Here is a 16,829-nt window from a genome sequence, read left to right on the forward strand (position 1 = left end):
ATGTCACTCACCGCCCCGCTCCCTGAAACTTGCCGATCGTCGTTACATACGCGTCACACGCAGGGTCTTCTGTGACGGCGATTGCCGCGAGGGCGGCGAACAGGCCGAGGACAAGGGCGACGAACCGGAGATGCTGGGCGCGGGTCATCCGACAAATTCCTGGCCGCGCAGATAACGATCCTTTGCCCCGATTTTTTCCAGCTCTTGGATCACATCGCCAAGAGCCTCGTCATAGCCTTCGCCATGCTCATCATCGGCGGGGTAACTGCCACCCAATGCATCGACCGCACGCCGCGCCGTATCGAGAATATTGGCTTCACGCTGCAGGATGAAGTCGGCCAGGGCCTCTGCATTCTCAGGTAAAGCATAACCGGCATCGAGCAGATTGATGATCATCCGCTGTTTCGCCGTCATCGCTTCCGCCAGAAACGGCAGCTTCGTCTTTTCCAATTGTTCAGTCATGTCGAAATCCTCCGACCTATTGTTCTAGCTCTCACGAAAGCCGGGCTGCGGCCCGGCAGACGCAAAGGTTAGGCTGAAGCCGGCACAGTTCCGGCGGCGATGAGTTGCTGAAACTCAACGATCCAGCCCTCGGTGATCTTGGCGACCGAGCTATTCTCAGGCGTGTCGCCTTTCTTGATCCCCAGAAACCAGCGCTCGGCCGGTCGGTATGAATCTGCGAAACCGAGGGCTCGATAGTTGATGCCGCGGACATTCGCGATCGTGCCGCACAGGCAAGCGCAATCGCCCTCGTAGACAGACCCATCGATCTTGCCGGCGCGAAGGGCGTCGAGAAGCGCCGGAACCTCGGGAATGGCACGCAGGAGGATGTCAAAGACATCGTTCTTCGCGCTCCTGAGGTCGGCGCTCCTGAGGTCGGCGCTCCTGAGGTCGGCGCGGCTGAGGTTGGCGTCGCTGAGGTTGGCGTCGCTGAGGTCGGCGCGGCTGAGGTTGGCGCGGCTGAGGTCGGCGCGGCTGAGGTTGGCGCGGCTGAGGTTGGCGTCGCTGAGGTCGGCGCGGCTGAGGTTGGCGTCGCTGAGGTTGGCGTCGCTGAGGTCGGCGCGGCTGAGGTTGGCGCTCCTGAGGTCGGCGCGGCTGAGGTCGGCGCGGCTGAGGTCGGCGCGGCTGAGGTTGGCGTCGCTGAGGTTGGCGCGGCTGAGGTCGGCGCGGCTGAGGTTGGCGTCGCTGAGGTCGGCGCGGCTGAGGTCGGCGCGGCTGAGGTTGGCGCGGCTGAGGTTGGCGCTTACCTCAATAGCCTTCTTCACTGCGAACCCGAGACGCGCGCCGATCCCAAGGATCGCGACTTCTGCCGAGATCTCGCATTCGAATATAATGGACCCTGAGAAGCGATTCAGGATCTGGAATTTGGTTACTTCGGTCATTTCATCCTCTTGGGTTTCGTTCCCGCCGTGCGGGTTGCGTGTTCAAGGGTTAGGCGGCGATCAGATCGCGCTCTGCCTCGTAGACAACGGCCTCGATCTGCTCGCTGGTCAGTTGCGTGCTCGTCTCATCCTTGATCACCGCGTATTGATCGGAAATTCCCGGCAAATCTTCTGCCATCTCGATCGCCTGATGCAGTTGGAGCTTCAGCGCCTCGATTTTGTCGAAGGCGGCATAAGCGCACATCGCATCTGACGAGGGTTCACGGCTCGATTGATAGGGATCATGCGACGCGCGGTAATTGTCGGGGTAAAAGCCCATCACACACCCCGCAGCCGAAACGCGCTCAGATCGATCTCTTCGACCTCAAGCCGCACAACCGGCGCGCTATCCGTGAACACCAGCGGCCCGACGAACTGCAACTCGCACAGGCCGTCCGGCTCGATGGCGATCAGCGTCCAGCCTGGGAAGGCGGCTCCCGTGATGCTGTCGGTGGCGCTTGGCTGGTTCATGGTGTCCCCTCTGCCGCCGCGGCGGTGTGTGGGGATTGTTATTTCATATCGCAACTTGAATTGCAATACGAAATTATATTCGACATGAATTTTTACCGAATTGGAAGAAAACTCCTTTTCGTTCACTAGTTTATCGGGGATTTCATCACGCTTGGTGACGCGCTAGGATCTCGAAAACGGGAGAGATTTTATGCGTCGGCTTTGGATCGTAGGGCTGACAGCGGCATCCTCATGCTGAGGGCGTTAATAACGGCAGTTGTACTGACAGGCTTATGCTTGTCGTCGGTCGGAATTGCCTCTTCTGCCAATGCTGACTGTGACTTGTCAGACGTTGGCGAAAGTTTGGTAGGCTTCACTATCGTCGCCGAAAAGACGATCAACGGTACCTTTAATGGATGCAACTTCGATCAAGCAATTGTCTTCACAGACAATACGGTCGTTCATTGCGCGACATACCACTATGCCTACGCTTACCAGCCTGAGGTCTATCTCTTCGGAAACGGAAGCACTTATTTTATGTGCCTGGATAATGCTCTGATTGAGATCAAGCCATGAAAAACCCGCTCCAGTAGGGTTTGGGTTAAGCAGACGATACAGGCTGAGGCGGAGGAGCTACCGTTTGCCAGGAAATCGGGAGCGAAAATGACAATAAATTTGCGAGTTGAATACGCCGATGGTCTTTTAGACGCTGTTTGGACGTTTTCCGCAATTCCTTCTGCCGGCGACAAGATTCATGTCTTTCGGAATTTGGATATCGAAATTCTTGAGGTTCTTTATATCAAACACCATCCGCAGCCTGCGCGACCTGAGTTAAAGCCAGGTCCGCCTGCGTTGGCCGTTGTCGTCAGAAATTATGGGTGGATCGACGGCGACTAGAGTTCGCATGACATCATAGGCGGTGGCGACATGTAGCCTCTGGGCACGAAAAACCCCGCCGGAGCGGGGTTTTGGTTAGGCGGATGGTTCAGACAGAGGCTGAGGAGCTGCCATCAAAGCGAAGAATCGACTGGAAAAAAACTCAATCTCCTCTCGCGTAAGCCCCCTATAAATATCACCGTCACAGATCTTTAGATCTTCGGGCGCCCATTTCCCGGGCACCTTTCTCATCGCTGTTCCAGATGCCCCGAGAATGTTGTGGTGACAATCATCTCCATTCTCAGGGTACTGCTCTATGCGGCTATCTTGTGGAAGGTCGGATTGGTCGAAAAGCCAGAAGATTGGAGGATTGTGTGCGATAGATTCGTAGTATTTACGTGCATGCTGGCATATTCCGCCACTTCGTTGACAGGCGCATTCCGACTCAAAGCAAGAAACTGCTGCGTTTCCCTTTGCTGGTCTAAACGCCAAGTCCTTGAACTTCCCAGCCGCGACGTCGTAGTGACTGGGGTGGACAAGTCGGACGAATACCATTCGGTACGCTTTGCTTTGGTGGTTTCGAATGAAAAATGCTTCGCCAAATCATAGGTTGATAGGCCTTCTTCATAAAAGACCTCTTGCCCCTTATCTTCATGCAAAAGACGGAATGTGCCGTCAAGCTCCAGTGTGACCTCAATGCAATGCCCTTCCTCGAAGGCGCTGATCATGAGTTCGCCATCGACCCCTGGAAACGCATCCACATTGGGAAATCCCAGTGCGTGAAAAAGATTGATGAGAAGTTTCGCGCGCCCCACCAAAGCGCGGCTTACCGGCACCCCACTTCCATAATGCCAGCCCTTTTCTAAGCGTAGAAAGCCATCGATTTTCGCCAGTGCGTTCGACATGATTTTTTCTTTTTTTAACGGCTTGCGATTTGGTCGATAGTCGGAACAACCATACCGGTCTTCTTCTCGTATTCGGCAATACGAGACGTCAAAGAGGCAGCCAACGTTTTCGCGACAACCGGGCTCATTGACATCACGGCTATCGGCTTTGAACCAAACTGAAGAACAGCCAGAACCTCCGAAGCAGTTGCAGCCGTTACGGCCGAATTGAACACAAAAGTAGGGAGGACGCCCATGCCAACGGCCTGATCCACAAAAGCAACTGCCTGGACGCGGTCATGCTCAGTGAGAGAGTTTGACATATGGGCTCCTAAAATTACGCTTACGCGTAATATGGTTCCCGTCGTTACCCAAGTCCACGAAGATTAGCCGGTTTCTGCAAGTTATGACTCATATTATCGGCTGATATCATGGAACTGCATACGATCTGATGAATGGCGACCTATCCGATTGCCTAATTCTGCCCGTCCAGGTCAGCATAACGGTTCCATACGTATTCTGCTTCCAGCGACAAAAACTTGCAGTTATCCATCCCAGATGCCCCGCCGTGCCCCCGACCGCCCAGCCTCCCCGGACCTTATCGACCCTCGAACCGCGTCGGATTTGGGATTTTTTCAGCAGCGCGCGGCTCTCCGCGACCGGGCAATCGTCGCCCTGCTGGGACAAAACCGCCCGCGCTCGCCTGTTCGGGACGAGGTAATGCGCCTGGCGGTCGCGTCTTTTTTTGATCAAAAGCCTGAAACGATACATTTTTTCCAACGGTCCTGCGCGCACCTCGGGAGCGCTACCTCGGTGCGTCGAGAAATCCAGGATTTGGTTGACCGCGAGCTCCTATTCTTGAAGGTGGCTTCGCGAGCCGGCCGAACGAAATGCGTCTATCCATCGGAACGTCTCGTTCTCGCCTTTAAGCGCGGTTTGGCCGACATTCGCGCCGCCATCGTGGCGCGTCTGGCCGCTGAGGCTGGCGACGAAAAAGCCCCAAATGAGTAGTAGAACCAAAAAAAGATGCGCCAAATTGGCGCTTGATTAACCCAAAAGTAGGGCAAAGACTACTTCATCACGGCACCGTGATTGATGCAGTGCCGCAACTCTCAAGCATCAAGGGGGATCGGAAATGGGTGAGGTGGTTTTAGGAAGGTTTTCGAGGCCAGACGCTCGAAAGAGCCTCGATAACCGGCAGGACAGCAACCTTGGCGTCGAACGGAAGATGCTCCCAGACGAAAGTCATCTTTTCATTGAGCGCCTTCTCCTTCGGATTGCTACCAATCTCGGAGTCGCCGACAAGGGACCTTTTGCCCCTAGGTGATTTTGCGGACATTTCAGATGGAGCGTCACCCTCCCCTGTAATGAGCCAGGCTGCCGTCACATTACCGAGTTTTTCAGCGTAGTCCTTGGCGACAATCATATCGAATCCACGAAGCCCACTCTCGTGGTTCGCATAGGTTCCCTGAGGGATGCCAAAAAGATCATAGAAATCAATCTGCTCTGCATACCCAGCAGCGATCCGCGCGCGCCTGAGGCGATCGCCGGCTTGCTTGCGCTGAATAACCTTCGGAGATGACTGCCCACTCATATTGCATCTCGTAATGCAACTTGCTTGAAATAAAAAACTTCATCTTGCAATTTGTATTTCGATATGCAACATGCGGCTATGCACGTTGTCTCAGATGTCATTGGGCTTTGGCCCACTCCAGCGATCTTTGCTGACGATCTCGATGTTAGTATCGGGATTGTTCGTGTTTGGAAGCATCGCAGGTCAATTCCTTCTGAATACTGGGCTGCCGTAGAAGAAGCGGCAAAGCTTCGGAGCATTGAAGGCGCATCGGCAAGTGATCTTGCGAAGATTGCTGCCGCCGCGCGCCAGAAGCGCCCCGCCTCCCCTTCCTCGGTGGTTGCATGATCATGCGCTCCCGGCCTCTCGACATAGAAAGTTTTCCGCAGTCGCTAACTGACGACGAAGCAGCTCTATCGTTTCGAGATTTACCAAAAATGCAATATCGCCCACTTCCAGGGTCCGAAGGCATAGTGCTGTGGCCCCGTCAGGGCGGAGAAGCCGCATGATCGGTCTCGCCGTCATCGATGTCGGACTCCTGTTGCTGGCGATCGGGCTGGGAATGGCGCTGCTGCGGCTGCGGGAGCGGGGGGTATGAGAGAACCAGCAGTTGCCGGCTTTGTCGGCGTCTTATGCGGTTGCGCAACGACAGTCCTTTTCGTCGCGTTGTCTTTTTGGATGTGGTCGCCAAAACCCGTGTGCCACTACCCGGTTTCTCCCGCGCTTTGCATGGCGTTCGGAGAATGGACCGCAAAGTCAGGGCAGACATCCCCGACCATGAACCGACTGTGCCTGGGGCAGGCTGGAGGCATCGCGCCATGACCGCCCTGCTCGCCCTCATCCTGATCGCCCAGGCGCTGGAGTATTTCGCGGCTGAGGTGCGTCACCCGCAGGCTGATGGGGGCACGCAGATATGAGCGCGACCCATCGCAATGCAGTCGGCGAAAGTGACGAGTGGTTCACGCCGCCTTCGATCTTCGCCGCACTCAACTGCCGATTTGACCTTGATCCGTGCCAGCCGTCCGAAGGTCGCGCGTTCCTGTCTGTGCCCTGTGATCGTTTTCTAACGGCGTTCGAAGATGGCCTGACATCGCCCTGGCATGGCTTCGTCTGGCTCAATCCTCCGTTCGGCGGTCGCAATGGCGTTGTTCCTTGGCTGTCCCGCTTCATTGATCATGGTGACGGCATCGCCCTTGTTTGTGCCCGGACATCTGCTGGTTGGTTTCACGACTTCGCCCCTATGGTCGACGCAATTCTGTTTCCGCGCGGAAAGACCAAATTCATCCGGCCCGATGGCAGCGTTGGCGGCAGCCCGCATGACGGCATCGCTCTGCTTGCCAAGGGCAGCAAAGCCGTAGCCGCACTCAGGAATTCAGGGCTCGGCTATTTCGCGGTGACACAATGACCCTGCATCCCCTCGCCGCTTCGTCACCGCGCCATCGGACCCGCGTCCTGTCTCACGACGAGCAGGTCACCCTGGTAGAGACGGCCAAGTCCCGCATGGACGGCATCGTGTCGCGGGTCCTGCATCCAGACCATCGCGAGCATGTGCCGGCGACTGCCGAGCAAATCGTAGGCACCGAATAGATTTGTTTTATCCCCAACCGGAGTTCCATTTCTGTGACGCATGCTTATCAAAGGGGGCGCTATAGCCCAGACGAGGTTGCCACTGCCTTCGCTCTCAGAAAGCAAGGCAAAAGCATCCTTCTCATCTCCAAGATCCTGAACCGCAGTTACAAGTCCCTGCAGGGCTTTTTCCGCGACCACGGGTTTACCAAGCAGCGTGCTGTTCTCGAAACCGTATCCTTGCGGCCGCAGGTTGTGTCCCTTTTCAAAAGTGGTCTCAGCCGGCGTCTGATCGCACAGGCCCTCTCCGTCAGTCTTTCCGCCGTCAATGAGCTGATCTGGTGCGCCCAGGTCGATGGTGATTTGCCCGGTCTGCGTCATCAATTCGTGCAGCCCGCGATCGATCCGCCGCCGGCCACCCTCACCGATCAGCGCTGGAGCCGTGCCCGGCTGCTGTGTCTGCGTCGAATGTACGAAGATGGTGCCGATCAGTGGAAGATCCTTCGGGCGCTGAATGACCTTCCGGGCGATCCGATCGAGCTTTGTGATGTGCATCAGCGTGCCGCGGCGGATTCTCTTCTCCGTCCGTCGCTCTCTCGGCGCGCTGCGTGAATCCATACCCCAACCTGTCTGGAACAAGGGCGGTCGCGATTTCCCGTCGCTCTGCCCTGAGCTCCTCAAGGTCTTCCGTTTTCTGCTGCGCCCTTGCGGCTCGCACCCCTGCGCGCCGTAAGCACGTGTCTACCATGATGCTGATGTGCGTCAGCGCCATTCATCGTTTCCTCGACCGGCGGCTGATCCCCATCAGCCACAGTGCCCATCCGCATAGTCTGTTGACCCACCAGGTCGGCGTGATGTCTTCGGGTTCCTCCTGCATGTGCGTGTCTCCGTGTGCCTCTGCCCCAACAGGTAGAGCGAGCGCATGCGGCACAAAAGCGGTATTCCACACCATAAATGCGGGAATTCCCCGCAGAAGTTGCGCGGTCACCCAGTGATGAGTGATGCCGCGTCCACATACTCAATGGTGTTTTCGACCTGGGCTGCGCGGAAATACGCGCCCCTGCGTCAGGCCAAAGAGCTACTTGCACGCGACGCGAAGGCCAGTCCGCGGACTGCCGAGAACTGGCTATCCCAAAAACACCCGCCGAAAGCCGAAGAACTGATCCGGCTGATGGCCAACAATGATGACCTAGCCAAGGAAATTTGGCGGTTGGTTGAGGAAACTAAATGCGGTCGCTGATCATAGAGTTTGGTCGCACCGGTTTCGGTCGCGACAGCGGGCCGCCGGCATCGCTGATGCTTGGCTTGGTGCGCATCATTTGGACGAGCCAGGGCGTCATCGGCGCGATGAAGACCTATGAGGATGCGCTGTCCGCAGCCAATGCGCTGATCGTGAAGCTGCGGGGTCGGAAGTGAGCAGCAACATCCTCACTGGCGACTGCCGCGAGCTTCTGATGGCCCTCCCCAGTGCCTCGGTACACTGCTGCGTCACATCGCCCCCGTACTACGGCCTGCGAGATTACGGGATGGATGGACAGATCGGCCTTGAGGTGACGCCCGAAGCCTATGTTGCGGAAATGGTCGCGGTGTTCCGGGAGGTCCGGCGGGTTCTGCGAGACGACGGCACGCTCTGGCTCAATATAGGCGATAGCTATGCAGGAACACCTGGAGGATACCAGGGCAAAAGTGGACAGCGGGCTTCGCGCACGTTCACCGCACGGATCGATAAAGCCAAAGGCGGAGAAGGGCTAAAGCCGAAGGATCTTATCGGCATTCCGTGGATGCTTGCGTTCGCCCTTCGTGCTGATGGTTGGTACCTGCGCTCCGACATCATCTGGCATAAGCCGAACCCAATGCCCGAGAGCGTCTCCGATCGTCCGACGAACGCGCACGAGCATGTTTTCTTGTTGAGCAAGTCGGCGCAGTATTTCTACGATGCCGATGCCATCAAGGAAGTCGGGGCAGTCCCCGCCGGTACCCGCGCTGCGAAGGGGAGCAACGTTCGTAGTGAGCTCAAGGATGTAAATAGCCGGCCACCCGAATACTGGGAGTATAATGGCTTTAGGAATGCCCGCAGCGTCTGGACCATAGCCACACAGCCTTATGGCGGGGCACATTTTGCTACGATGGCGCCGGACTTGGCTGAGCGCTGCATCAAGGCCGGATCCAAGCCGGCTGATGTCGTGCTCGATCCCTTCGGTGGCGCTGGCACGACTGGCATGGTTGCCGATCGTCTCGGCCGTTCGGCCATCCTCATCGAGTTGAATCCTGCTTACGCCGCCATCGCGACCGACCGTATTCACGATGATGCCGGCATGTTCGCGCAGGTGTCGGCATGAGGCGCGCCCAGGCCATGCAGGTTGAGACTGGTGCTGGAACACCTCACTCCCTAGCAGAGATGCCCTGTCATCAATGCCGCGCTCCTGGTGTGACGATTCTTGTTCTCGACTCCAATGATAATGGAGCGATCGAGCTTGGATTTTGCGGGGTTGAGCACGCGATGCTGTCAGGCTGGCCATGGCTTTCGAGTGAGACCAACAAAAAGGAAAAGGCATCATGATTGGCAATCCGCTGTCTGCCGAAGAAGAATCCGTAATCCGAACCGAATGGGCCGCCGGCACATCAATGCAGGATATTGCGGACCGCGTCGGCCGCACGAAAAATTCCGTCTCCGGCCATATCCATCGCATGGGCCTGCCGGCGCGACCGTCGCCGATCCGCACCTCGTCGGCGCCGCGCGCGACGACCCGCAAGCCGCTGCCCGTACAGTTCATTGGCGAAGCCATTTCGCCACCCACACATTTCGCGCCCATCGCCGCTGGCAAGTGCCAATGGCTTGAGGGGCGCCCTCGCGATCTCAATTTCTGCCACGCGCCGACGGTTCCAGGCCGGTCCTGGTGCTGCGCCCACTTGGCACGCGTGTATGTCCAATCGGTTCCGAAAGGCGCCGATCTGGCTGCGTAATCGCTGTTCCGAAACAGAATCCATATTGAGAGGAAAGACAGAATGTCGGCCCGTCCGATCACTGACTTACTAAGGGAGCACCGCAACGGCGTCACCCTGGATGAAATGAGTGACGCGTTGCAGGAACTTGTCGCCGCCGTCACCGAGGAAGGCAAAGGCGGCAAGCTGACCGTGACGATTACGGTCAAGCCGATGGGCCGCGACAGCGGTGCGCTGGAAGTCGCCTGCGACATCAAGGCCGCGCCGCCCAAGAAGACGCCCGGCACATCCGTCTTCTTCCCGACGCCCGAGAACAACCTTGTGCGTCAAGACCCCCGTCAGCAATCGCTGGAACTGCGCGAGATCAGCGTGGCGACAGCTCATAAGGGAATCGCCTAATGGAATACGATAATATGCAGGCGGTGATTGACGCCGCGCGCCAAGGCACCGTTTCGACCCAAATCGAATCCGTCGGCACGACGCGGTGGTTCTTTGTTCCAGGCGCTGGCAGCGATCAGGGCCGCATCGAGAAGATCGAGACCGAGAATGCCGGAGGCCATCCCCATCGCAAGCGCGGCAACGTTATCGTGTTCGATGCCGCCAGTTTCAACCAAGTCCTGGCCGACAATGCCGATGCCGGCAACATCGCGGTCTATTTCGACCGCAGTCCCGAAAAGCCATCCGTCGTCGCGATCCTCAACGGCAATGGGCCGAGCGGTCCAGGGTTCGGAGATTTCCGCGCGCATATCGTTTTCCGGCCCACCCCGCAGTGGGAGAAGTGGAAACGCTTTGACGGCAAGCTCCTTTCCCAAGTCGATTTTGCCGAATTCGTCGAGGAAAATCTCGATGATATCGCTGAGCCGGCTGGTGGCGCGATGCTGGACATCGTGACCAAGCTTCAGGCGATCAGGACTGTGAATTTCAAATCCGGCGTCCGGCTGAGCTCCGGCGAAATTCAGTTCCAACACATGGAAGACGTTCAGGCCCAGGTCGGCGCCGGGTCGATTGCAGTTCCCGAGACCTTCACGCTTGGCATCGCACCGATCTTCGGCCTGGCGTCCTATGCGGTGCCCGCCCGCTTCCGTTATCGGATCCAGGAAGGTCGCCTGCAGATGGGTTACAAGCTGCAGCGCGTCGAGACGATGATGGGAAAGATCGTCGAGGACGTCATCGGCAAGATCGAGCGTGGCGCGAACATTTCCGTCATGGACGGCCTGCCGCCCGGCTGACGCCCTCCCCGCCGTGGAAGCCGGGCACCCCTTTTGCCGCGCCCGGCTTCTCTGTCGCTCCCATCTCCGCAGGATAAAAGCATGGCCGAAGCATCCGACACCCCAGCCGTCGTGGGCACGCGTTCCAAAACGGAGATCGATATCCGGGGCGGCACCGTCACCATTGAGGGCGCCGTCTATTCGATGGAGGATATCCCGCAGCATGCCCTGACCTGGCTCGCGTTGGCCGGACTGCGGCTGCGCCTGCTGGCGGTGGACGATCGTGCCAAGGCGTTGGCTGACCTGGAATCTGGCATCCTGCCCACGCGCTCCGGTACCACTGAGCGCACGCCGCCTTGGCATGCAGCAATGGCCGACGCCGTCGTCGAGGAGAGTGCGCGCGCCAAGCGTCCGCTGACGCACGAGGCAGCTCTGGAGCAGATCAAGGGTCTAAGCCGGTCCCAATTGGCCAAGCTGCGGCAGGATCCGCAGGTCGTGCATTTCTATCGCCAACGTACCGGCGAGAAGAGCGGCGTGCTCGACATTCTCAATGCAGCATCAGAAACCGTCGCGGCCGAGGGTATCCGCAGTGACACCTGAGCTCAGGTACACCATCATCATCCCCGGTCACGCGCGCGGCAAGGGTAGGCCGCGCTTTTCGCGTTTCGGCGGGGGCAGAACTTTTACTGACAGCAAGACTGTCAATGCCGAGGCTTGGGTGAAGTCCTGTGCCATCGACGTAATCGGCGGGATGCCGCCCATGGCCGGGCACCTGCTGGTTGAGATGACCGTTCATGTCGAAGTCCCGAAATCCTGGTCGAAGAAAAAGCGCGCCGATGCTCTATCCGGTGCCTTACGTCCGACCGGAAAGCCCGATCTGGACAATACCGCGAAGCTGCACTTCGACGCACTCAACGGCATTGTTTGGTCCGACGACGCGCAGATCGTGGAGGCCCATCTCCGTAAGCTCTATGCCGAAGCGCCGCAGACCATTCTAACGGTGCGGGAGGCATGATCACCGACGCAGAATGGCAAGCCTACCTTGATGTCATCGAGCCCGACATGAAGGCCATGGAGGGCACCATGGCCCGGGAATGGGATCGCAACGCCCGTCGCGGCGGCCGCAAGGAAAAGCGCGAGCCGACGCAGGCTGAGATCAAGCGGTTCATCAAGGGCACCGACATCAACGTGGTGAAGCGGTGAGCCAGTCGGCGGAAATCCTGCCGTCATGGCTGCGCTCGGCCAATCCGCCGCATGCCAATGCGCGCTCAGACGAGAAAGTGCGCTGGATCCGCAAGGAAATGCGCGGCTTCGCTAATGTCATGGCGCTCGAAGAAATCTACCAGATCGGCCCATACGACTATAACGATGCGCCCGGCCAGGTGATGTTGGGCTGCGTCGGCTACGCCAAACGCGTGGGATATCCCGGCTCCATCGGATGGACGGCCTATCTCGCGGAATGGCCCGAGGCCAAAGAGCGCGCTCGTCTGTTTGCCGATGCGCTGCGCAAGGCGGTCTGGACCATGGGCCGCGATCGGGCCCCCGGTTTCGAAATCCTGGCACGCGCCAAGTCCGTCAACCAATACCAACATGACCGCTTCGGGATCGATCTCGCGACCGACGATTTAATCGAGGTCACGCGCATGATCGCAGTCGCGGCAGCTACGGGACGGAAGCCACATGGCCGCAGACTATGATCCAATCTGGGGTCCTGGTGGAGCACCTCCCGCCGGCGGCCGACCGCGCCTATCGGTTGTCACGGACGATGTCGAACAACCCGCATTCGTGCTGCAGGCCGCCCGACTGCCTGATCCCAAAACGATTCCCCCGCGACGCTGGCTGTACGGCACGCACCTGCTCAAGGGGTTCGTCAGCGTGTTGGTAGCACCAGGTGGGACCGGCAAGTCGTCCTATGCCATGGCTGTTGGGCTATGCCTCGCCACCGGCAATTCGTTCCTCGGTGAGCATATCTTCGAGCGCGTCAACGTCGCGTGCCTCAATCTCGAAGATCCAATCGACGAGCTGGACCGGCGCTTGGCGGCGTTGATGATCCGCCATCAGATCGATGAGACTGATGTTGAGAACCGGTTCTTCATGCATTCAGGCGAAAGCCGCACGGTCATTCTGGCGGCCCTAGATGACGATGGTTACACGGTGGTGCATCCTGATGAGGCCGTGCTGATCGCGGAGCTGAAGGCTCACCGGATCGGCCTCATCATCGTGGATCCCTTCGCGGAGAGCCACACCCTCGAAGAGAACAGCAACCCGCAGATGGTGCGCGCTGCTGCTGCTTGGCGCCGTGTGGCGCGCGCTGCCGACTGCGCCGTCCTACTCGTTCACCATGTGCGCAAGGGCGCCGTCGCGGACATCGACAGCGCCCGGGGTGCCAAAGCCCTCACAGACAGCGCGCGGGTCGGCATGCTCATGTCGTCCATGTCGCCAGAAGACGCCGAGACGTTCGGCATCAAAGAAGATCAGCGTGGCCGATACGTGCGTCTCGATGACGCCAAGGCCAACCTCGCCCCCAAAGCCGGTAAGGCCAAGTGGTTCGAGCTTGATCGTGTGGAGCTCGGAAATTCCACATGCGACTATCCCAAGGGTGATTTCGTGGCCGCCATCGTTTCGTGGCAGCCGCCGAGCCTTTGGGCGCGACACACCGGCGCCGACCTCAATGCGGCACTGGACAGGATTGAGCAGGGCCCCAAGCCGGATATGTTCTATGCGCCAACCAAGCGCGGCGCCGCGGCATCGCGATGGGTCGGGCAGGTGCTGATCGACGTGCTTGACGTCGAGGACGGCCAGGCCAAGCAGATGGTAGCCAAGTGGCTCGAAAGTGGCCTGCTAAAGGTCGAGACTTTCCGCAATCCCGACACTCGGAAGTCTGCCGATGGCGTGATCGTGGACAACTCCAAGAGGCCGTCCAATGACGAAATGTAACCCCTCGAAATGGCGCACTTTATGGCGCGCATTTGGCGCAGAATTGGCGCAACTGATCCCGGCGAAGGGGCGGTCGGAGGGGTGGTGCGCCATTGCGCCAAATACCCCCTTACAGGGGGTTATTTGGCGGCATGAATTGGCGCATCCCATCCACCCCTTCCACCACACCTTGTCCCGAAGCCGAGGAATTGGCGCAGAAATGGCGCACCATTTGGCGCAGTCGGTCATATCGGCGGCCGACCCAGATACAGCGCCGCGCGCCACGCTGCGCCCCGACACAAAACGCGCGCGAGACCGGCCCGCGAAACCCCGATGAGATGGAAACTGAAATGACACTTGAATGCGAAATGCCCCGCTATCAGTCGCACAAGAAGGTCTGGGCGCTGAAGATCAGGGACATCACCCTTCACAGCAACGGGACGGCGATCATTATGCCGGAGGAAGGTAGATATACCTCTTTCACCGTCGACGCCTCGTACGTTCTGAAGCATGCCCCGCAGGCCGGCGGCTACTATGTGGTTTATGACGACGGCTACAAATCGTGGAGCCCTGCCGAGGCTTTCGAGTCCGGCTACACGAGGCTTTCCTGATGGGCTGGGCCAATTGCGGTACTGACAGCAAAGGGCGCCCCATCGGCTATGGCTTCCCCGCGACCTGTGACCATCCCGACTGCAAGACGAAGATCGATCGGGGCCTGTCGTACGCCTGCGGCGACATGCACGGCGACCTTGATTTGGCGTGCGAGGGATATTTCTGCACGGCGCACCTGAAGCACACGCTACCAGTTGATGGTGACGACAAGCAGGTCTGCGAGGCCTGCTACAAAGCGGCCAAGAAATATGCGACCGAAAATCCTGAGGACGCGCACGACCTCGTTGCTTGGTTTGAGGATCAAGAGGGCGAAGATTGGAGGGTGCAGACATGACCCTCAGCTCCATCGCCGAGCCGAACGCCCCCACCGTGAAGCTCTGCCGGGACTGCCGGTGGGTGGAGCGTGGGTGGTTTGGGAGAGTTCCGGTATCGCCGCATTGCGGTCACCTCCTGGCATTTCGCAACAAGAGCGTGGATCTCGTTTCGGGCAAAGTGTCTGGCGAGATGTGGTACGCGTCCACCATGCGCCTTTTTTCGCAAGATGAATGCGGCTCCGAAGGCAAGTTGTGGGAGGCGCGGCGATGAGCGCGGTCGACACACACAGCGCCCCTACCCGCTCACCCGATGGCGAATGGGCCTGCTCTGCCTGTCAGGCCGTTGACGGCGCCCCGATCCCCCATCGCTCGTGCTCGGTCTGTGTGCGTGACCAGCAGCCGGGCTACAGCTGGATCACGGGCCTGTCCGACAAACAGCAGGCGCGGGTTGCTCTTGCGGCGTCTCTGACGGCCCGTAAAGCCGCCTTGTCGTCTCGGGCCAGGATCGCGACGGAGATGGCCCATGCAGCGGAGTGACGTTTATTACTCGCCCAGCCTTTGCAGCGCGGCCGTCAGTCGCTCCAGCACCGGCATCAGCACGGCGCCAGACCGGCGGCCGCTCTCAAGATCGACAAGCGTTTGCTCGTTGACGCCGAGCACATCGGATGCGGCCCGGCGCGAAAGTCCGCGCGCCTCACGCCAGGCGCGCAGGGTGGGACCGTCCATGTCAGGCGATCTCGTGGATCATCATGCCAACGCGTGCGCATTCGTCTTCGGACGTCGAGAATTCCCAGGCCACCCCGAGACCCATCGCTTGATCGGCGGCTGTCGCGGCGCTGACGATGCGCACAGCAGTCAGATCACCAGTCAAACCATAGCGCTCGGCCTTCACGGGCTGGCTTCCCTCCCAATACCAACGGCCATTGTCTTCTGTGAGGCGCAGACGATCATCTTCCGCAACAAAACCATTCTCGTCGATCCACGTTCCGGCGACCGCTACATTGTTGGTCATTATTCGCCTCCTGGTTTGATTTTTAACTGCGACGGGTTAGCGGTAGTATCCGACGCGATTGAGCGCGGCTTCTTCCGCGTCCTCGCGCGCCCAGTCCTTATCATTCACGCGCTCGGCGGCGGCTTTGCTCTCCTTGCGATTGCTGTCGTCAACGGCCGACATCAAGTCGCAGCAAATTTGCCAGTCTTCTCCGCTCACTCGATCCGTTTTGCTCACAAAGCCGTCTGCCCCAAAATAGCTGCCGCGATAGACGGGGCGCCCATCAACCGACAGGTTGCCATCACCCGTAACGACCGCATAGGGGGCTTTGTAAGTGATGCGGCCGCAATCGCTCTGAGCGGAGATGATAAAAGCGCTCTTAGTTTTTGTGATGATCATCGTCTCTCTCCGCCCCGCCCGAGCGGGCCATCCCGTCTCGGTGACGTAGATATATGGCACAGCCATAACTTCGTCAATGGAAAAATACGGCACAGCCATAAAATATTTTCGATGACGGCATGATTGGCGATTCCAAGTCTGCGGGTCTGGATCCGGGGAGGGAACCCGGGCCCGACCCGGAGACCAGCATCATGGTGCCGGTCATCGCCTGCATCAGCATCATCGTCGCGCTCGCGGCTATCGGGGTGTGGAGGTGGTGTTTTGGGTGATCCAGTGGTGCCCACTGAGCCGACTGATCTGATGGCCCAGGCCTACATCCTGCGCGGCGCAGGCTATAGGGTGCTGGATCCTATTGCTGATCCGGAACCCGGCCAGACATGGTCGAACAAGACCGAGACCGTCGAGGTGCTGCGGATCGATCGCTGCGGTGTCTGGGTGATTTGGACGCAGCATCCGCTGATTGATCGACCGATGGAAACCTGCTCAAGCGTCGAGGTGTTCAAGCGGTGGGTGTGCGAAACGGGAGCGACGAAGTGATGACGCTCACTGACATGAATTCGTCGCAACCGGTGGCCCTTGCAATGCCCCGTTGTTTTGTCGTCATTACGTGGCTCCATCGTTTCGAGAGATCCCTATGGAAGCCGTCGCAGCAGACATCACAGTAATTCGCGATTGG

Annotated in this window: 27 protein-coding genes and 1 pseudogene; 17 read left to right on the forward strand and 11 right to left on the reverse strand. The window is 58.9% G+C overall.

Annotated elements, in window-relative coordinates; translation table 11 throughout:
* Positions 1 to 7: 7 nt before the first annotated feature.
* From ACELLULO517_RS07560 to ACELLULO517_RS07570, 3 genes are all read right to left on the reverse strand, one after another.
* Complete coding sequence (locus ACELLULO517_RS07560) at positions 8 to 148, reverse strand: hypothetical protein (RefSeq protein ID WP_227306689.1); 141 nt, start codon at positions 146 to 148, stop codon at positions 8 to 10.
* Positions 145 to 462 (reverse strand): hypothetical protein, encoded by a 318-nt coding sequence (locus tag ACELLULO517_RS07565; RefSeq protein ID WP_227306690.1) that lies wholly within the window; start codon positions 460 to 462, stop codon positions 145 to 147. Before ACELLULO517_RS07565 ends, ACELLULO517_RS07560 begins: the two co-directional genes overlap by 4 nt.
* Positions 463 to 530: 68 nt before the next feature.
* Positions 531 to 1,265 (reverse strand): pentapeptide repeat-containing protein, encoded by a 735-nt coding sequence (locus ACELLULO517_RS07570; protein WP_406566245.1) that lies wholly within the window; start codon positions 1,263 to 1,265, stop codon positions 531 to 533.
* Between ACELLULO517_RS07570 and ACELLULO517_RS29040 the strand changes: the two are divergent.
* Positions 1,174 to 1,635 (forward strand): annotated as a pseudogene (locus ACELLULO517_RS29040) (hypothetical protein); the annotation flags it as partial. The gene ACELLULO517_RS07570 and the pseudogene ACELLULO517_RS29040 overlap by 92 nt on opposite strands.
* Before the next feature lie 65 nt (positions 1,636 to 1,700).
* Here the strand turns inward: ACELLULO517_RS29040 and ACELLULO517_RS07580 are convergent.
* The gene (locus ACELLULO517_RS07580) at positions 1,701 to 1,892 is read right to left on the reverse strand and encodes a hypothetical protein (protein WP_227306693.1); all 192 of its coding nucleotides are present in this window, start codon (positions 1,890 to 1,892) and stop codon (positions 1,701 to 1,703) included.
* Positions 1,893 to 2,534: 642 nt separating this feature from the next.
* Between ACELLULO517_RS07580 and ACELLULO517_RS07585 the strand changes: the two genes are divergently transcribed.
* A complete protein-coding gene (locus tag ACELLULO517_RS07585; protein WP_227306694.1) occupies positions 2,535 to 2,768 on the forward strand; it encodes a hypothetical protein in 234 nt (77 codons plus the stop codon).
* Between the two features lie 293 nt (positions 2,769 to 3,061).
* Here ACELLULO517_RS07585 and ACELLULO517_RS07590 read toward each other — a convergent pair whose 3' ends face one another.
* The 3 genes from ACELLULO517_RS07590 to ACELLULO517_RS07600 form a co-directional block, all read right to left on the reverse strand.
* Positions 3,062 to 3,652, reverse strand: a complete 591-nt coding sequence (locus ACELLULO517_RS07590; protein WP_227306695.1) for a hypothetical protein — start codon at positions 3,650 to 3,652, stop codon at positions 3,062 to 3,064.
* 14 nt (positions 3,653 to 3,666) lie between these two features.
* Positions 3,667 to 3,954 (reverse strand): hypothetical protein, encoded by a 288-nt coding sequence (locus tag ACELLULO517_RS07595; RefSeq protein ID WP_227306696.1) that lies wholly within the window; start codon positions 3,952 to 3,954, stop codon positions 3,667 to 3,669.
* Positions 3,955 to 4,781: 827 nt separating this feature from the next.
* The gene (locus ACELLULO517_RS07600; protein WP_227306697.1) at positions 4,782 to 5,225 is read right to left on the reverse strand and encodes a helix-turn-helix domain-containing protein; all 444 of its coding nucleotides are present in this window, start codon (positions 5,223 to 5,225) and stop codon (positions 4,782 to 4,784) included.
* Positions 5,226 to 6,117: 892 nt separating this feature from the next.
* Here ACELLULO517_RS07600 and ACELLULO517_RS07605 point away from each other — a divergent pair.
* A complete protein-coding gene (locus ACELLULO517_RS07605) occupies positions 6,118 to 6,609 on the forward strand; it encodes a phage N-6-adenine-methyltransferase (protein ID WP_227306698.1) in 492 nt (163 codons plus the stop codon).
* A 23-nt stretch (positions 6,610 to 6,632) separates the two neighbouring features.
* Here the strand turns inward: ACELLULO517_RS07605 and ACELLULO517_RS07610 are convergent, their stop codons facing one another.
* Positions 6,633 to 7,388 carry a hypothetical protein gene (locus tag ACELLULO517_RS07610; RefSeq protein WP_227306699.1) on the reverse strand — a complete coding sequence of 252 codons (756 nt, stop codon included), beginning with the start codon at positions 7,386 to 7,388 and terminating at the stop codon, positions 6,633 to 6,635.
* Between the two features lie 376 nt (positions 7,389 to 7,764).
* Between ACELLULO517_RS07610 and ACELLULO517_RS07615 the strand changes: the two genes are divergently transcribed.
* The 13 genes from ACELLULO517_RS07615 (at position 7,765) to ACELLULO517_RS07675 (ending at position 14,783) form a co-directional block, all read left to right on the forward strand.
* The gene (locus ACELLULO517_RS07615; protein WP_227306700.1) at positions 7,765 to 8,010 is read left to right on the forward strand and encodes a hypothetical protein; all 246 of its coding nucleotides are present in this window, start codon (positions 7,765 to 7,767) and stop codon (positions 8,008 to 8,010) included.
* Complete coding sequence (locus ACELLULO517_RS07620; protein WP_227306701.1) at positions 7,998 to 8,186, forward strand: hypothetical protein; 189 nt, start codon at positions 7,998 to 8,000, stop codon at positions 8,184 to 8,186. The genes ACELLULO517_RS07615 and ACELLULO517_RS07620 overlap by 13 nt, the downstream gene beginning before the upstream one ends.
* Positions 8,187 to 8,224: 38 nt before the next feature.
* Positions 8,225 to 9,109, forward strand: a complete 885-nt coding sequence (locus tag ACELLULO517_RS07625; protein ID WP_227306929.1) for a DNA-methyltransferase — start codon at positions 8,225 to 8,227, stop codon at positions 9,107 to 9,109.
* Between the two features lie 217 nt (positions 9,110 to 9,326).
* Positions 9,327 to 9,734: a GcrA family cell cycle regulator gene (locus ACELLULO517_RS07630; protein ID WP_227306702.1), complete on the forward strand. Its 408-nt coding sequence runs from the start codon at positions 9,327 to 9,329 to the stop codon at positions 9,732 to 9,734.
* 42 nt (positions 9,735 to 9,776) lie between these two features.
* Positions 9,777 to 10,112 carry a hypothetical protein gene (locus ACELLULO517_RS07635; RefSeq protein WP_227306703.1) on the forward strand — a complete coding sequence of 112 codons (336 nt, stop codon included), beginning with the start codon at positions 9,777 to 9,779 and terminating at the stop codon, positions 10,110 to 10,112.
* The gene (locus ACELLULO517_RS07640; RefSeq protein WP_227306704.1) at positions 10,112 to 10,942 is read left to right on the forward strand and encodes a DUF2303 family protein; all 831 of its coding nucleotides are present in this window, start codon (positions 10,112 to 10,114) and stop codon (positions 10,940 to 10,942) included. Before ACELLULO517_RS07635 ends, ACELLULO517_RS07640 begins: the two co-directional genes overlap by 1 nt.
* Positions 10,943 to 11,023: 81 nt before the next feature.
* Positions 11,024 to 11,521 (forward strand): hypothetical protein, encoded by a 498-nt coding sequence (locus tag ACELLULO517_RS07645; protein WP_227306705.1) that lies wholly within the window; start codon positions 11,024 to 11,026, stop codon positions 11,519 to 11,521.
* On the forward strand, positions 11,472 to 11,936 hold the full coding sequence (locus ACELLULO517_RS07650) for a RusA family crossover junction endodeoxyribonuclease (RefSeq protein WP_227306706.1): 465 nt from the start codon (positions 11,472 to 11,474) through the stop codon (positions 11,934 to 11,936). Before ACELLULO517_RS07645 ends, ACELLULO517_RS07650 begins: the two co-directional genes overlap by 50 nt.
* Positions 11,933 to 12,124 carry a hypothetical protein gene (locus tag ACELLULO517_RS07655; protein ID WP_227306707.1) on the forward strand — a complete coding sequence of 64 codons (192 nt, stop codon included), beginning with the start codon at positions 11,933 to 11,935 and terminating at the stop codon, positions 12,122 to 12,124. Before ACELLULO517_RS07650 ends, ACELLULO517_RS07655 begins: the two co-directional genes overlap by 4 nt.
* A complete protein-coding gene (locus tag ACELLULO517_RS07660) occupies positions 12,121 to 12,618 on the forward strand; it encodes a hypothetical protein (protein ID WP_227306708.1) in 498 nt (165 codons plus the stop codon). Before ACELLULO517_RS07655 ends, ACELLULO517_RS07660 begins: the two co-directional genes overlap by 4 nt.
* Positions 12,602 to 13,858 carry an AAA family ATPase gene (locus ACELLULO517_RS07665; protein ID WP_227306709.1) on the forward strand — a complete coding sequence of 419 codons (1,257 nt, stop codon included), beginning with the start codon at positions 12,602 to 12,604 and terminating at the stop codon, positions 13,856 to 13,858. The genes ACELLULO517_RS07660 and ACELLULO517_RS07665 overlap by 17 nt, the downstream gene beginning before the upstream one ends.
* A 131-nt stretch (positions 13,859 to 13,989) precedes the next feature.
* Positions 13,990 to 14,448, forward strand: coding sequence for a hypothetical protein (locus ACELLULO517_RS07670; protein ID WP_227306710.1), 459 nt, complete (start codon positions 13,990 to 13,992; stop codon positions 14,446 to 14,448).
* Positions 14,448 to 14,783: a hypothetical protein gene (locus ACELLULO517_RS07675; protein WP_227306711.1), complete on the forward strand. Its 336-nt coding sequence runs from the start codon at positions 14,448 to 14,450 to the stop codon at positions 14,781 to 14,783. The genes ACELLULO517_RS07670 and ACELLULO517_RS07675 overlap by 1 nt, the downstream gene beginning before the upstream one ends.
* A gap of 523 nt (positions 14,784 to 15,306) precedes the next feature.
* On the opposite strand, the gene ACELLULO517_RS07680 is transcribed toward ACELLULO517_RS07675, so the two are convergent.
* From ACELLULO517_RS07680 to ACELLULO517_RS07690, 3 genes are read right to left on the reverse strand one after another with little or no spacing between them, the layout of a single operon-like run.
* Positions 15,307 to 15,489: a helix-turn-helix domain-containing protein gene (locus ACELLULO517_RS07680; RefSeq protein ID WP_227306712.1), complete on the reverse strand. Its 183-nt coding sequence runs from the start codon at positions 15,487 to 15,489 to the stop codon at positions 15,307 to 15,309.
* A gap of 1 nt (position 15,490) precedes the next feature.
* Complete coding sequence (locus tag ACELLULO517_RS07685) at positions 15,491 to 15,775, reverse strand: hypothetical protein (RefSeq protein WP_227306713.1); 285 nt, start codon at positions 15,773 to 15,775, stop codon at positions 15,491 to 15,493.
* A 36-nt stretch (positions 15,776 to 15,811) separates the two neighbouring features.
* Positions 15,812 to 16,153 carry a hypothetical protein gene (locus ACELLULO517_RS07690; protein ID WP_227306714.1) on the reverse strand — a complete coding sequence of 114 codons (342 nt, stop codon included), beginning with the start codon at positions 16,151 to 16,153 and terminating at the stop codon, positions 15,812 to 15,814.
* Positions 16,154 to 16,453: 300 nt separating this feature from the next.
* Here ACELLULO517_RS07690 and ACELLULO517_RS07695 point away from each other — a divergent pair, with 300 nt between their 5' ends.
* On the forward strand, positions 16,454 to 16,690 hold the full coding sequence (locus tag ACELLULO517_RS07695; RefSeq protein WP_227306715.1) for a hypothetical protein: 237 nt from the start codon (positions 16,454 to 16,456) through the stop codon (positions 16,688 to 16,690).
* The last annotated feature ends 139 nt before the right edge of the window (positions 16,691 to 16,829 follow it).

It is taken from the genome of Acidisoma cellulosilyticum, assembly GCF_020621385.1.
Taxonomy (GTDB): Bacteria; Pseudomonadota; Alphaproteobacteria; order Acetobacterales; family Acetobacteraceae; genus Acidisoma; species Acidisoma cellulosilyticum.

Excerpts from the sequence above, each read along its gene's own strand:
- ACELLULO517_RS07620 (WP_227306701.1), top strand. The coding sequence starts at position 7,998 with ATGCGGTCGCTGATCATAGAGTTTGGTCGCACCGGTTTCGGTCGCGAC.
- ACELLULO517_RS07600 (WP_227306697.1), bottom strand. The coding sequence starts at position 5,225 with ATGAGTGGGCAGTCATCTCCGAAGGTTATTCAGCGCAAGCAAGCCGGC.
- ACELLULO517_RS07630 (WP_227306702.1), top strand. The coding sequence starts at position 9,327 with ATGATTGGCAATCCGCTGTCTGCCGAAGAAGAATCCGTAATCCGAACC.
- ACELLULO517_RS07650 (WP_227306706.1), top strand. The coding sequence starts at position 11,472 with ATGCAGCATCAGAAACCGTCGCGGCCGAGGGTATCCGCAGTGACACCT.
- ACELLULO517_RS07580 (WP_227306693.1), bottom strand. The coding sequence starts at position 1,892 with ATGAACCAGCCAAGCGCCACCGACAGCATCACGGGAGCCGCCTTCCCA.
- ACELLULO517_RS07605 (WP_227306698.1), top strand. The coding sequence starts at position 6,118 with ATGAGCGCGACCCATCGCAATGCAGTCGGCGAAAGTGACGAGTGGTTC.
- ACELLULO517_RS07625 (WP_227306929.1), top strand. The coding sequence starts at position 8,225 with ATGGCCCTCCCCAGTGCCTCGGTACACTGCTGCGTCACATCGCCCCCG.
- ACELLULO517_RS07655 (WP_227306707.1), top strand. The coding sequence starts at position 11,933 with ATGATCACCGACGCAGAATGGCAAGCCTACCTTGATGTCATCGAGCCC.
- ACELLULO517_RS07585 (WP_227306694.1), top strand. The coding sequence starts at position 2,535 with ATGACAATAAATTTGCGAGTTGAATACGCCGATGGTCTTTTAGACGCT.
- ACELLULO517_RS07670 (WP_227306710.1), top strand. The coding sequence starts at position 13,990 with ATGAATTGGCGCATCCCATCCACCCCTTCCACCACACCTTGTCCCGAA.
- ACELLULO517_RS07675 (WP_227306711.1), top strand. The coding sequence starts at position 14,448 with ATGGGCTGGGCCAATTGCGGTACTGACAGCAAAGGGCGCCCCATCGGC.
- ACELLULO517_RS07645 (WP_227306705.1), top strand. The coding sequence starts at position 11,024 with ATGGCCGAAGCATCCGACACCCCAGCCGTCGTGGGCACGCGTTCCAAA.
- ACELLULO517_RS07690 (WP_227306714.1), bottom strand. The coding sequence starts at position 16,153 with ATGATCATCACAAAAACTAAGAGCGCTTTTATCATCTCCGCTCAGAGC.
- ACELLULO517_RS07640 (WP_227306704.1), top strand. The coding sequence starts at position 10,112 with ATGGAATACGATAATATGCAGGCGGTGATTGACGCCGCGCGCCAAGGC.
- ACELLULO517_RS07685 (WP_227306713.1), bottom strand. The coding sequence starts at position 15,775 with ATGACCAACAATGTAGCGGTCGCCGGAACGTGGATCGACGAGAATGGT.
- ACELLULO517_RS07665 (WP_227306709.1), top strand. The coding sequence starts at position 12,602 with ATGGCCGCAGACTATGATCCAATCTGGGGTCCTGGTGGAGCACCTCCC.
- ACELLULO517_RS07565 (WP_227306690.1), bottom strand. The coding sequence starts at position 462 with ATGACTGAACAATTGGAAAAGACGAAGCTGCCGTTTCTGGCGGAAGCG.
- ACELLULO517_RS07635 (WP_227306703.1), top strand. The coding sequence starts at position 9,777 with ATGTCGGCCCGTCCGATCACTGACTTACTAAGGGAGCACCGCAACGGC.
- ACELLULO517_RS07615 (WP_227306700.1), top strand. The coding sequence starts at position 7,765 with ATGAGTGATGCCGCGTCCACATACTCAATGGTGTTTTCGACCTGGGCT.
- ACELLULO517_RS07590 (WP_227306695.1), bottom strand. The coding sequence starts at position 3,652 with ATGTCGAACGCACTGGCGAAAATCGATGGCTTTCTACGCTTAGAAAAG.
- ACELLULO517_RS07695 (WP_227306715.1), top strand. The coding sequence starts at position 16,454 with ATGGCCCAGGCCTACATCCTGCGCGGCGCAGGCTATAGGGTGCTGGAT.
- ACELLULO517_RS07560 (WP_227306689.1), bottom strand. The coding sequence starts at position 148 with ATGACCCGCGCCCAGCATCTCCGGTTCGTCGCCCTTGTCCTCGGCCTG.
- ACELLULO517_RS07610 (WP_227306699.1), bottom strand. The coding sequence starts at position 7,388 with ATGGATTCACGCAGCGCGCCGAGAGAGCGACGGACGGAGAAGAGAATC.
- ACELLULO517_RS07680 (WP_227306712.1), bottom strand. The coding sequence starts at position 15,489 with ATGGACGGTCCCACCCTGCGCGCCTGGCGTGAGGCGCGCGGACTTTCG.
- ACELLULO517_RS07595 (WP_227306696.1), bottom strand. The coding sequence starts at position 3,954 with ATGTCAAACTCTCTCACTGAGCATGACCGCGTCCAGGCAGTTGCTTTT.